The organism is Prosthecobacter sp. SYSU 5D2, assembly GCF_039655865.1.
Taxonomy (GTDB): Bacteria; Verrucomicrobiota; Verrucomicrobiia; order Verrucomicrobiales; family Verrucomicrobiaceae; genus Prosthecobacter.
Window position 1 is genome coordinate 362,013 of sequence record NZ_JBBYXL010000002.1, and the last position, 13,492, is coordinate 375,504.

The following is a 13,492-nucleotide window of genomic DNA, read 5'->3' on the forward strand; positions in this document are numbered from 1 at the left end:
TTCAAGCTTTATACTTAGTATTAAAGTGGGTGAAAGTGAGTAAAATTTAAGCTGGTCCGATGATAACCCTAGGTTCAGACCATGAAAGCTTTCTCAAACGACAGGTGGTTAGGCAAATTGCCCGAATTCAAAGATTGTCAGACCTAACGGCTTAGTGAAACATACGCGGATCAGCAGAAAGCGGAGGCCGGGGTGCTTTTTTTTGAGGCTCCCCTCATCTAAGGCTCCATCCGGAATTCTCTCAGCTTCATCCTGCTGCCGCCTTCATCGTGTGTGGTGCCGGGTTTTACCTCATCATCCGTCCCCTTTTAAATCCTTATGTCCTCCCGCCGCCGCACCTGCCCAGCCCTGACCTGCCTCCGCCTCCTGGCCCTGATTGGGATCGCCTGGCTGGGCATGATCAGCAGCCTAAGCCATGCCGCGCCGCCTTTCCCGGAGTTTGTGGACCCGCGTCCCCGAGAAGGAAATCAGTTTGGGAAGACCGTCGTCGTTCTCAGTACGGGGAATGTGGTCATTACCGCCCCCTTCGATGATGCAGGCGGCTACGGTGCCGGTGCGGTCTATCTTTTCAATGGAGCCACTGGAGCGCTGATCAGTACCCTGCGGGGAGCATCCGGTTATGACTTTATAGGCAACGGGGGCATCACGGCGCTAAGCAATGGTAACTTCGTGGTATCCAGCTCATCGTGGAGCAACGGAACGAACTATGATGTTGGAGCGGTGACCTGGGGCAGTGGCATCAGTGGAGTGAGCGGAACGGTAAGCAGCAGCAACAGCTTGGTCGGCAGCAAAGCCCATGATTCCGTGGGACAAGTCACTGCTCTGAGCAATGGCAATTACTTGGTGTGCAGCCAATCCTGGGATAATGGAAATGTGGTTGATGCCGGAGCTTTGACTTGGTGCGACGGAAGCAGTCCAACCATAGGTAGGGTGAGCAGTAGCAACAGCCTCGTGGGGAGCAAGGCTGAAGACCGCTTGGGCAACTGGGGTGTGATGTTGCTGAGCAACGGCAACTACCTGGTGCGCAGCCCAGACTGGGACGGAAGCACGGTGGATGCCGGAGCGGTGACCTGGGTTAGTGGCAGCAGTGCCATGATCGGCGTGATCAGCAGCAGCAACAGCCTCGTAGGCAGCAGGACCGGCGACAAAGTCGGCAGCGGGGGCGTGAAGTTGCTGAGCAACGGCAACTACGTGGTGTGCAGCCCAGACTGGAACAACGGAAGTGTGGTGGATGCCGGAGCGGTGACCTGGGGCAGCGGCAGCAGTGGAGTGAGTGGTGTGGTGAGCAGCAGCAACAGCCTCGTGGGCAGCACGGCCAGTGACCAAGTGGGCAGCGGGGGCGTGACGGTGCTGAGCAATGGCAACTACGTGGTAGGCAGCTCGTCCTGGGACAATGGAACTGTGTGGAATGCCGGAGCGGTGACCTGGTGCGACGGTAACAATGGAACGAGCGGTGAAGTAAGCAGCAGCAACAGTCTGGTGGGTAGCACGGATAGCGACGAATTGAGCAGCGGGGGGGTGACGGCGCTCACCAATGGCAACTACGTGGTGTGCAGCCCATTATGGGGAAATGGCCGCACCTTCAGCTACGGGGCCGTGACCTGGTGCAACGGAAGCAGCGGGGCAACGGGAGAGGTGAACAGCAGCAACAGTCTGGTGGGTAATGAGGCCCTTGACGCAGTGGGCTACGGGGGCGTGACGGCGCTGAGCAATGGCAACTACGTGGTGTCCAGCCCGCACTGGGGGAGACTGCCTTTTATCTATCTGGGAGCGGTAACCTGGGGCGACGGCAGCAGTGGCGTGAGCGGTTCGGTGAACGGCATCAACAGCCTGATAGGCAGCACGATGTGGGACGGAGTGGGCAGCGGGGGCGTGAAAGCGTTGAGCAATGGCAACTACGTGGTGTGCAGTCCACTCTGGGGTGATGGCCTCGGAGCGGTGACATGGGGGAGCGGCAGCAGTGGCGTGAATCGTGAGATCAAAAGCAGCAACAGCCTCTTGGGCAGCACGGTCGAAGATTACGTGGGCAACGGCGGTGTGACGGAGCTGAGTAATGGCAACTACGTGGTGCTCAGCAGCGACTGGAGCAATGGAACTGCGGACAAGGCCGGAGCGGTGACCTGGGGCAGCGGCAGCAGTGGCATAAGCGGCGTGGTGAGCAGCAGTAACAGCCTCGTGGGCAGCAAGGCTGATGACCAAGTGGGCGACGGCGGTGTGACGAGGCTGAGTAATGGCAACTACGTGGTGGTCAGCAGCGACTGGAGCAATGGAACTGCGGACAAGGCCGGAGCGGTGACCTGGGGCAGTGGCAGCGGTGGAGTGAGCGGCACGGTGGGCAGCAGCAACAGCTTGGTGGGCAGCAAGTTTGGTGATCAAGTGGGCAGCGGGGGCGTGACGAGTCTGATCAATGGCAACTACGTGGTGTGCAGCCCAAACTGGGACAACGGAACTTTTGTTAATGCCGGAGCGGTGACCTGGGGTGATGGCAGCAGTGGCGTAAGCGGAGCGGTGAGCGCCGCCGGGAGCCTCGTCGGTCTGACCAGGGACGCGAATTTGGGTTACGTTATTGTTGATTACTTCAACGGCACCTACTTCGGCCGGTTTATCGATGAAAATTCCGGCAAGGTTCGCCTCGGTTCCCAAGGTGACGGTTTGGCCGTGTATGCGCCCACCGTTACGGGAATCAACCCATCCAGTGGCTCAACGGCGGGCGGGACGGTGGTGACGATCACCGGCACCGATCTCACCGGAGCCACGGCAGTGACTTTCGGCGGCACAAATGCGACTGCCTTTACCGTGAACAGAGCCACGCAGATCACGGCCACGGTTCCACCTCACGAGGAAGGGATGGTCAGTGTCCTCGTCACCACCCCCGGTGGAACGAGCGAGGCCAACTCTCTCTTCACCTACATCCGGCCTGCCCCGACAGTGAGCCTGAATACGTCGAATTTGACGGGCAACGCCACCAGCCTAACCATCACTGGAGCGAATTTTGATGCCGTGACCCCCGGCAACAACACGGTCGTTTTTACCCCGGCAGGTAGCGGAACCGTGACTGCATCGACAGCCACCTCTTTGACCGTGACCAACCTGAGCGGCCAGAAAGTGGGTGCGCTCTATGCCACCGTCACCACGAATAACCAGAGCAGTGGCACCGCAGTACAGGTGGCGACCGTTATCAATTCAGCCCCAACTGATCTTGCACTGAGCAGCAACACGCTGGCGGAAAACTCACCCTCCAATACCACGGTGGGCATCTTGAGCAGCACCGACCCGAATGCCGATGACACTTTTACTTATACGCTGGTGACGGGCGCGGGCAGCACGAACAATGCGTCCTTTAACATCTCAGGCAATGCATTGCGGTTCACCGCCTCGCCTAACTACGAGACCAAGAGCAGCTATACCGTGAGAGTGCGCACGAGGGATGCAGGCAACCTGACCTTCGAGAAAAGCTTTGCCATTACGATCACGAACGTGAATGAACCGCCCACGGGCCTGACTTTGAGCGGTAACATGCTCCCTGAGGCCTCGCCCCCCAACAGCACGGTGGGCACTTTGAGCAGTAACGACCCGGATGCCGCTGAAACCTTCACCTACACGCTGGTGGCGGGCGCGGGCAGCACGGACAATGGGGCCTTTAATATTTTGGGTAACGCATTGCGGCTCACCGCTTCGCCTAACTATGATGTTAAGAGCAGCTATTCCGTGCGAGTGCGCACGACCGATGCGGGCGGCCTGATCTTTGCGCGTAGCTTTACCATTGGAATCAATGAAACGAATGAAGCCCCGACCGCCCTGGCTCTGAGCGGCAATACGCTACCTGAGAACAACCTGGCGAATGCCACGGTGGGCTCGCTAAGCGCGACAGACCCCAATGTAGATCAGACGCACACCTTCAGCATCGTCGAAGGCACCGGGGACACGGACAACGACGACTTCAGCATCGTCGGCACGGATTTGCGCATCTCCGTGAGCACCGACTACGAGACGAAGAGCAGCTACAGCCTCCGCGTGCAGGCCGATGACGGTGAGGGCGGCACCTTTGAGGAGGTCTTCATTCTCATGATTCTCGATGTGGCAGAGCCGGTGATCGCTGTCCTGGGCAGGGACCAGGTCATCATCAACGGCGACACGACGCCTGATGCGGCGGACGCGACCGACTTTGGCAACGCGGCGCTTGTCAACGCGCCGGTGACCCACCTCTTCACCATCGCCAATGACGGGGATGCCGTACTGAATCTCGCCAGCCCCGCCGTGGTCCTCAGCGGCCCCGGCGCGGCGGATTTTAAGGTGACGACGCTTCCTGCTGCCGCTGTGGCCGCGAGTGATCAGACAACCTTCGCCATCACCTTCGATCCCCGCCTGCCGGGCCTCCGCACGGCCACGGTGACGGTGGCCAGTGATGATGGAGCGAACGGCAGTTACAGCTTCGCCATCAGTGGCTTCGGCGGCCTGAGCAAGCTGAAGACCCAAACGATCACCTTTGCTCCGCCGAAGACGGTTTACCTCGGCCAGAGCTCGCTGACCCTGAGCGCCTATGCCAGCTCGGAGCTGCCGGTGACGCTGAATGTGGTGCCCGTCGGGACTACTGCGGCAGGGGCCGGGATCGTGGGGAATGTGCTGAGCTTCGCAGGCATCGGCAAGGTGAAGGTGCAGGCCGTGCAGGCGGGTGACGGCAACTATGCGGCCGCCAAGACCGTGGTGAAAACGATCACGGTCAAAGCCACCCCCGCAGCGCTGACGCTGGTCGATCTGGCCCAGAGCTACACCGGCACACCCCGTGTCATCGGCACCCTCGGTGGTAGCGGCGAGGTGACGATCGAATACAAGATCGGCACCGCCTTTGGCAGCACAGCCCCCACGGCGGCGGGCAAATACAGCGTGAAGGCCACGGACAGCACCGGCACCAAGACCGGCACGCTCACCATTAGCAAAGCCCCGCTCTACGTGACGCCCGATGACAAACGCAAGTTCGCCGGGCAGGAGAATCCCGCACTGACATCCGTTTACAGCGGCTTCATGGCATCGGACACGGCGGTGGTCTTTACCAAGACACCCGTGCTCAAAACGAAGGCCAAGGCAACCAGTGGAGGCGGGCTCTACCCCATCACGGCCAGCGCCGGTGCGGCGGCTAACTACCTGTTTGTTTATCAGCAAGGAACGATGGTGGTGGAAAGTTTTGGCGGGAGTTATGAAGCGCTGCTGGTGGATGCCAGCGCCCTGCCCGTGGGCAAACTGATGCTCACGGTGCCGCTCACCGGCCAGGCTTTCACCGGCAAGCTCGCCACCGCCAAGGAGACCGCCGCCCTGTCGCTGAAGGGCAGCCTAACAATAAGCGTGGAGAACGAAATCGCCACCGGAACCGCGACCGTGATGAAGGGTGCCGTGCCCTATGTCGTCAGCTTTACCCTGCCGATGAAGGGGGACGTGCTCGTAACCGCGATGCGCGATGGCCAGCCCCTGAGCAGTGCCGTGACGGGCCGCAAGCTCCTGGTCCTGCCCAAAGGCGGGAAGGTGCTCTACAGCGGTGCCCATACCGCTGTGCTGGAGCCCGCGCTGCCCGCAGTGGCAGACATCCCCGCAGGAGCCGGCTGGGCGAAATCCACCCTCAGCACCACGGGGGTGATGACCCTCGCAGGCAGGCTGGCCGATGGCACCGTCTTCACCACCGCCCTGGCCCCGGATGCGGATCCAGACCCTGGTTACCGCCTCTTTGTGCAACCCTACAAAAAACGCACCGAGTCCTATCTGGGCGGTGTCTTCACCCTGCTGCCGCACCCAACGCAGACGAACCGCCGTTATGTCATTGAGGCTGGCCTGACCTGGCAAAAGGCGGGCCTCGCTGCGGATGCCACGTATCGCGCAGGCTTCGGCCCGGTGACCACGGTGATGATGCTTGACCCCTGGCTGCCCCCGGTTACCGCCAAGGGATCGACCCCGGCCATCACCCTCGCGACCCGGCTCGGCCTAACCGACAACAGCTTTGAGGTCATGCACAGCGACACGGCCAGCACGCTGCACGGCAACCTGCCCACCCGCGTCGGCCTGAGCCTCAAGAACGTCGTCAGCGTGCAACTCCCGCTGACCACGCCCGTAAACTCCACCAAGTGGAAAACGAAGCTGGTGCCAAAGACGGGTCTCTTTAGTGGCAGCTTCGAGCTTGCGGACACAACGGTGAAGCCGCGCGTTGTGACCTTCAGTGGGGTGCTGCGTCAGCCTGCGACGGAACCCGATGTCTTGATCGGCAATGGTCACTACCTGCTGCCCGCCCTGCCGGGTGCCCCGAGCAACGAGAGACTCTCGGGCGAAGTGAGGTTCGTTCGCCCATAACTTTAGTTTGGGGCGGCAGCGCGGGGTTCAGCAGGTGGAGGTTGTGCGCGTGCAGGGCGGTGATCAAAGGTGGTTCGCAGTGGAAAAAAAGAACCCCCAGGCCTCACGATGCCCCAGAGCCGCGTCGCGGCGACCCTATCCGTAGCCGTGGTCGCAGCGAAGCCAGGCCACGGTTGCATGGCACACCCGCCACGTTCCACGACCAGCCGCACCGGCTCAAGCTACTTTGCATGTGAGAACTGCGAACTGAGGACTGAGGACTTCTCCCCCCCCCTCTCCCGCCATTTTGCCAACATCCCCCCTGCCTTGCCCGTTGCACGACGCGGAAGGAGGGGCTAGCTCTTGGGGTCCAAGCAAAATCATTCCGACATGTCTGCACAGCCCACCATTATCTACACGAAGACCGACGAAGCCCCAGCTCTCGCCACGTATTCCCTTTTGCCCATTGTGGAAGCCTTTACGAAGTCCTCCGGCATCCGGGTGGAGCTGAGGGACATCTCGCTGGCGGGGCGCATCATTGCGACGTTTGCGGATGTGCTGAAGGCGGAGCAGCGGATCCCGGATGAGCTGGGCTACCTGGGCAAGCTCTGCCTGGAGCCGACGACGAACATCATCAAGCTGCCAAACATTTCGGCCTCGGTGCCGCAGCTCAAGGCGGCGGTGGCGGAACTGCAGGCGCTGGGTTATGCGCTGCCGGACTATCCGGAGAATGCGCAGACGGACGCGGAAAAAGAAACCAAGGCGCGCTATGCCAAGGTGATGGGCAGCGCGGTGAATCCGGTGCTGCGCGAGGGGAACTCCGACCGCCGTGCGCCGAAGGCGGTGAAGGACTATGCGAAGAAGCACCCGCACTCGATGGGCAAGTGGGCGTCGGATTCGAAGACCCGTGTGGGTACGATGGGCGGCAAGGGTGACTTTTTCTCCAATGAAAAATCCGTGACGGTGGCGGAGGCCACGGACGTGAAGATCGAGTTTGTGAGCGTGGACGGCACAAGCAAGGTGCTGAAGGAATCCACTCCGCTGAAGGCGGGGGAGATCCTGGACGGGACGTTCATGAGCAAGGCGGCGCTGGTGGATTTCCTGGCGGACCAGATCGCGGAGGCGAAGAAGGACGGCGTGCTGTTTTCCCTACACATGAAGGCGACGATGATGAAGGTGAGCGACCCGATCATCTTTGGCCGTGCGGTGGAGGTGTTCTTCCAGGACCTCATCGCCAAACATGCGGCGACGCTGCAGGAGCTGGGCGTGGATTTCCGCAACGGCTTTGGCGATCTGGTGGGCAAGCTGGACCGGCTGCCTGCGGAGAAGAAGGCGGAGATCGAGGCGGACATCGCCGCTGCGTATGCCAGCGGGCCGGCGCTCTCCATGGTGAACTCTGACAAGGGCATCACGAACCTGCACGTGCCGAGCGATGTGATCGTGGATGCCTCCATGCCCGCGATGATCCGCGCAGGCGGCAAGGTGTGGGATGCGCAGGGCCGCACGGGGGATACGCTGGCGGTGATCCCGGACAGCTCGTATGCAGGAGTATACCAGGCGGTGATTGATTTCTGCAAAGCAAACGGTGCGCTGGATCCGAAGACGATGGGCTCCGTGCCGAACGTGGGCCTGATGGCGCAGGCGGCGGAGGAATACGGCTCGCATAACAAGACGTTTGAAATTCCAGGCAAGGGCACGGTGAAGGTGACGGACAAGGACGGCAAGGTGCTGTTCTCCCACGAAGTGGAGCAGGGCGACATCTGGCGTGCCTGCCAGACAAAGGATGCGCCGGTGCAGGACTGGGTGAAGCTGGCCGTGAACCGCGCACGTGCGACGGGCTCCCCGGCTGTCTTCTGGCTGGACAAGGCCCGCGCTCATGATGCGCAGATCATTGCCAAGGTGGAAACGTATCTGAAGGACCACGACACCACCGGCCTGGACATCCGTATTCTGGCCCCGGCGGAGGCTTGTACCTTCAGCCTGGAGCGCATCGTGAAGGGTGAGGACACCATTTCGGTGACGGGCAATGTGCTGCGTGACTACCTGACGGATCTTTTCCCAATCCTGGAAGTGGGCACCAGCGCGAAGATGCTGTCCATCGTGCCACTGATGAACGGCGGCGGCCTGTTTGAAACGGGTGCGGGCGGATCGGCTCCGAAGCATGTGCAGCAGTTCACTGAGGAGAACTATCTGCGCTGGGATTCCCTGGGCGAGTTCTTTGCCCTCGCGGCCTCCTTTGAGCATCTGGCGGAAACGTTCAAGCTGGCCAAGGCCAAGGTGCTGGCGGACACGCTGGACACGGCCACTGGCAAGTTCCTGGAATTTGACCGCTCCCCTGGCCGCAAGCTGGGCACCATTGACAACCGGGGCAGCCATTTCTACCTGGCCCTCTACTGGGCCCAGGCCCTGGCAGAGCAGACCGGCGATACGGAACTGCAGGCCCAGTTTAAACCCATCGCGGAAGAGCTGACGGCGAACGAGGACAAGATCGTCCAGGAGCTGCTGGCCGTGCAAGGCAAGGCGGTGGATATCGGCGGCTACTACAAACCCTGCGATGAAAAAGCCAGCGAGGCGCTGCGGCCGAGCGCGACGCTGAATGAGATTTTGGCGAAGGTGTAACCCGAGGACCCTCCAATGACATGCACATCAAGTCCGTTAAGATTCAAAACATCCGGTCTTTCCCGTCTTTAGACAGGGAACTTCAGGGTTCGAAGCTCAGCGGCTGGCATGTCATCATTGGTGACAATGGCGCAGGAAAGTCCACTTTCCTGCGCAGCATTGCTTTGGCTCTATGTGGGACCTAGGAAATCCAAGGACTGTGGGAAAGATGGGAGTGCTGGACAAGGATTGGAGCGTAAAAAGTCCAAATCTAAAATTGTCCTCGAATTAACCGATTCAGAGGATTGGGACAACTGGGCTGGAGGAGGCAGGAAGGCAGAAAACTACTTTCCAGACTGTGGGATTGAGTTCAGGCAGGCACCAGAAGGGGGGACTGAAGCGGTGCCAACACAAGGATGGTATGAACCGACGAGATACGTCTGGAGCAAAAAGGCCGGATGGTTTTCAGCATCCTACGGACCCTTTCGGCGATTTACCGGCGGTGATGCGGAAAAGAAATCTGTCTTCTACACGCATGCCATATTGGGGCGTCACCTCAGCGTTTTTGGAGAGAATGTGGTACTCACCGAATCTCTTGAGTGGCTTAGCCAACTTCGGTTTGAGGAATTGGATAACAATCAGTCTTCAGGCGGATTACTGAAGCGGATCCAGACCTTTATCAATTAGCCGAATTTCCTTCCGCACGGAGTACGGTTTAAGGAGGTGAACTCGAAAGCAGTTGTTTTTCGAAATCCAGAAGGAATGGACATTGATGTGACGCGGCTCAGCGATGGATTCAGGTCCATCTTGAGCATGACTTTTGAGCTTATACGTCAGCCTTCGGCGTGCTATGGATCTTACGAACTGTTCAAAGATATGGGGGATGGCTCGGTCGTGGTAAAGCTCCGGGGGGGGCTGATTGATGAGGTGGATGCGCACCTGCATCCGACGTGGCAGCGGAAAATTGGCTTTTGGTTTACCAAGCATTTTCCGGAAATTCAGTTCATAGTGACTACACACAGTCCACTGGTCTGCCAGGCGGAGAACCGAAGCATTTTCCGCCTGCCAACACCAGGAAGCGACCAGTCCGATGCTGGATTTGTGACGGGTCCACAACGCGAGAGGCTGATCCATGGGGATGTGCTGGATGCCTATGGCACGGAACTCTTCGGCAAGGAAGTGGACCTGTCCGATGTGGCGAAGGAGAAACTTGAGGAGCTCGCCTTGCTGAACCAGAAAGTTACGCAAGGTGAACTGACGGCATCGGAACAGGCCCAGCAGATTCAGTTAAAACAGGCTTTTTCTGCTCATATCCAGTCACCGTTCTGACCATGCTCCGGCTTCCTGACACTGACCTTGAAAAGGAGCATTCTGACAGCCTTCAAAACTGGCAGGGGCTGGTGGATGCCAAGGCTTCGTTTGGTGAACAGGTGGAAGAGGCGAAGAAGCAGTGTAAGACTAAAAATGATGTTAATAATCCAACGTTCCGAGCGGTCCGTTCCGGCTTGGTGCAGATGCACGGTGACTTGATCCGTTGTGCTCATTGTGAATACTCTCGCACAAATGAAGTTGAGCATATCTACCCCAAAACCATTTATCCCAATCGTGTCTTTAACTGGCTGAACTACACATATGCATGTCGTACGTGCAATGGACCTAAAGACCACAAGTTTGCCTCATTTTTGACTTCCGGTCAGGAATTGGATGTGACGCCGTCAAAGCGCTAGCCCGCAGGGTGGATTGCAATGCCGCCGCCGGACGGTGAGGCCTTGCTGATTGATCCTCGACGAGAGGATCCATTGGATTTTCTGTGAAGGGCGTTTTGAGCCTGAAAAGGTCAGGCTCTCATGACTGTGTCTTGCACCTCGCCGTGAGCCGCGTTACACGCCCGCATGCGTGGCTTTTTTGCTCTCCTTTTACTCACTGCGCCAGCCTGGGCAGACACCCTCGTTCAGGTCCGTCCTGCAGGCTCCATCGCTACGCTTCAGGCTGCCGTAGATCATGTCCGGCAGCTTCGTGAGGCAGGGGAAACGGGCACTGTGCGGGTGCAGATCGGGGCAGGGGATTATTTCCTTGCCGAGCCTCTTAAACTCACGGCTGAGGACAGCGGCACGGCCACCGGCCCCACGGTTTATGAGGCGGAAAAAGAGGCGCAGGTCACCCTCACCGGCGGGCAGGTCATCACGGGCTGGAAACACGGCTCTGACGGCCTCTGGCAAACGGGTGTCAAAGGCCGTTTCGAGCAGCTTTGGGTCAATGGCCGCCGAGCGGTCCGCGCCCGCACGCCGAATGCCACCGGCAACCGGCCGGGTGCGGTCGGGGGATATTTCAATGCCAAGTCCCAGGCCTCCGACGATACTTTCACGGGCCTGAAACGTCCCCAATACGAAACCTTTGTCGCCCGGCCTGCGGACTATCAGATCCTCAAGGACATTCCCAAAGGGGAACTTGTGGATGTCCTCCTCACCGCCATGCAGACCTGGACCGTCGGTCAGTGCCGCATCCAGGAGCTGAACGATGCCGCGCGTGCCATCCGCATCGTCGGCTCCTCCCGTTATCCCTTTGTCCAGAACGAGCCTGACCAGCGCTGGTATGTCGAAAACTTCCGCGCTGCCCTGGATGCGCCTGGCGAGTGGTTCCTGGACCGCAGCGGCCAGCTTTTTTACAAACCGCTGCCGGGTGAGGACATGGCCCAAGCGGTGGTCATCGCCCCGGTCACGGAGAAACTGCTCATCCTTGATGGGGCGCAGCATCTGCGGTTCGAGGGACTGACCTTTGCCCACACGCAGCATCTTTATGGACCCTCCGGTCATCATGATGGCCAGGCGGCTGCCAGTGTCGGTGCGGCCATTGAGCTGGACCGCTCCCAGCACATCCATTTTCAAAGTTGTGAAATCAAACACACTGGTGGTTATGCCATCTGGTTCCGCACGGCCTGCTCGCACAGCAGCCTCACCCACAGCCATCTTCATGACCTGGGTGGCGGCGGTGTGCGCCTGGGTGATATCAAGATGCCGGATGATGCCAGCCTCACTCATCACATCACCGTGGATGACTGCATCATCCATCATGGGGGCCGCCTTTTCCCCAGCGCCTGCGGCATTTTCCTGGCGCATGCGGCGGACTGCGAGATCACGCACAATGACATTGGCGACTTCTTTTACACCGGCATCAGCGCCGGGTGGGTGTGGGGCTACAAGCACAGCCCTTCCAAGCGCAACCGGCTGGATTATAATCACATCCACCACCTCGGGTGGGGCGTGCTGAGCGACATGGGCGGCTTTTACGGCCTGGGCCGCAGCGAGGGGACCACGGTGAATCACAATCACATCCACGATGTCGGCAGCTACCGTTACGGCGGCTGGGGTCTCTACACGGATGAAGGCAGCACGGGCGTGACGATGATGCATAACGTGGTGCATGACACGAGCGAGTCCACCTTTCACCAGCATTACGGGAAGTGGAACCAGATCAGCCACAACGTGTTTGCCTATGGCCGCAAAGCGCAGATTCAGCGCACCCGTCCAGAGACCCATGCCTCCTTTGCGTATGAGAACAATGTGGTCATCTATGAGACCGCAAAGCTCCTGGACGGCACCTCCTATAACTGGGACACCGGCAGCTATGAAATGCGCAACAATGTCTATTGGAACAGTGCGGGCCTGCCGGTGATCTTTCAAGACACCGACCTGGCCGGATGGCAGGCCAAAGGACACGATGAGGGCAGTGTCGTGGCAGATCCATTGTTCGTGGATGCGGCCAAGCGGGACTTCAGATTGAAGAAGGAAAGTCCGGCTTTGAAGATGGGTTTTATGCCGGGCGATGTGAAGAAAGCAGGCGTCCGCACAGACGGCGAATGGCGCAAACTGGCGACCTCGCTGTCCTTTCCCGATTTCTGGGAGCAGTCCAAACCCTGGCCGCTGCCGCTTTATGAGATCAACGAGGACTTCGAGCACATGGGCCTCAGTTTTCCCGTGCTGCCCCGGCAGGAGGTGCGCTGGCAGAACAAAGGCGATGGCATCTTTGTGGCGGAAGACCAGGCCGCCAGCGGCAGGCGCAGCCTCAAGTTCACCGATGCCCCCGGTCTGAAACCCACGTACGATCCGCATCTGGTGCTGAAGCCGGATTTCAAAGAGGGCCAGATCACCGTCGCCTTTCAATTGCGCATGGAGAAGACAGCCAAGTTTTTCATCGAGTGCCGCAACTCCGGTGAGCCCTATTTGACTGGTCCCAGCCTCGCGTTTGAAAATGGATTGGTCATCGAGCGTCGCAGCCAAAAGAAACTCGCCCTTCCGGCGGATACCTGGGTGCGGATAGAGATGACCGCCTTGCTCGGGGAGAAAAATCCCGGCACCTGGTCGGTCAAGATCACGCCCACCAGCCAGCCTGCGCAGGAGTTCAAGGACCTGCCCTGCGATCCCGGCTGGAATGAGTTCACCTGGCTGGGTTTCGTCAGCACGGCCACGGAGAAAGTGGCCTTTTGGGTGGATGATCTGGTGGTGCGGGGAGAAAAGTGACCTTTTCTTTCCTGAATCCTTGATCTTTTTGTGGCGACTTTTACGCATGGGCTGTCAATCTGCGC

General features: G+C 59.4%; 7 protein-coding genes. All 7 read left to right on the forward strand.

Annotated features, from left to right (window positions below):
• Window positions 1-318 precede the first annotated feature (318 nt).
• Window positions 319-6,333 (forward strand): choice-of-anchor D domain-containing protein, encoded by a 6,015-nt coding sequence (locus tag WJU23_RS04120; RefSeq protein WP_346331268.1) that lies wholly within the window; start codon window positions 319-321, stop codon window positions 6,331-6,333.
• A 369-nt stretch (window positions 6,334-6,702) separates the two neighbouring features.
• Window positions 6,703-8,931 (forward strand): NADP-dependent isocitrate dehydrogenase, encoded by a 2,229-nt coding sequence (locus WJU23_RS04125; RefSeq protein ID WP_346331269.1) that lies wholly within the window; start codon window positions 6,703-6,705, stop codon window positions 8,929-8,931.
• Window positions 8,932-8,951: 20 nt separating this feature from the next.
• Window positions 8,952-9,116: an AAA family ATPase gene (locus tag WJU23_RS04130; protein ID WP_346331270.1), complete on the forward strand. Its 165-nt coding sequence runs from the start codon at window positions 8,952-8,954 to the stop codon at window positions 9,114-9,116.
• On the forward strand, window positions 9,040-9,597 hold the full coding sequence (locus WJU23_RS04135) for a hypothetical protein (protein WP_346331430.1): 558 nt from the start codon (window positions 9,040-9,042) through the stop codon (window positions 9,595-9,597). The genes WJU23_RS04130 and WJU23_RS04135 overlap by 77 nt, the downstream gene beginning before the upstream one ends.
• Window positions 9,598-9,633: 36 nt before the next feature.
• Window positions 9,634-10,239: an AAA family ATPase gene (locus WJU23_RS04140; protein WP_346331271.1), complete on the forward strand. Its 606-nt coding sequence runs from the start codon at window positions 9,634-9,636 to the stop codon at window positions 10,237-10,239.
• A gap of 2 nt (window positions 10,240-10,241) precedes the next feature.
• Window positions 10,242-10,637: a hypothetical protein gene (locus WJU23_RS04145; RefSeq protein WP_346331272.1), complete on the forward strand. Its 396-nt coding sequence runs from the start codon at window positions 10,242-10,244 to the stop codon at window positions 10,635-10,637.
• Between the two features lie 165 nt (window positions 10,638-10,802).
• Window positions 10,803-13,427, forward strand: coding sequence for a right-handed parallel beta-helix repeat-containing protein (locus WJU23_RS04150; protein WP_346331273.1), 2,625 nt, complete (start codon window positions 10,803-10,805; stop codon window positions 13,425-13,427).
• The last annotated feature ends 65 nt before the right edge of the window (window positions 13,428-13,492 follow it).

Excerpts from the sequence above, each read along its gene's own strand:
- WJU23_RS04145 (WP_346331272.1), top strand. The coding sequence starts at position 10,242 with ATGCTCCGGCTTCCTGACACTGACCTTGAAAAGGAGCATTCTGACAGC.
- WJU23_RS04130 (WP_346331270.1), top strand. The coding sequence starts at position 8,952 with ATGCACATCAAGTCCGTTAAGATTCAAAACATCCGGTCTTTCCCGTCT.
- WJU23_RS04125 (WP_346331269.1), top strand. The coding sequence starts at position 6,703 with ATGTCTGCACAGCCCACCATTATCTACACGAAGACCGACGAAGCCCCA.
- WJU23_RS04120 (WP_346331268.1), top strand. The coding sequence starts at position 319 with ATGTCCTCCCGCCGCCGCACCTGCCCAGCCCTGACCTGCCTCCGCCTC.
- WJU23_RS04135 (WP_346331430.1), top strand. The coding sequence starts at position 9,040 with ATGTCATCATTGGTGACAATGGCGCAGGAAAGTCCACTTTCCTGCGCA.
- WJU23_RS04150 (WP_346331273.1), top strand. The coding sequence starts at position 10,803 with ATGCGTGGCTTTTTTGCTCTCCTTTTACTCACTGCGCCAGCCTGGGCA.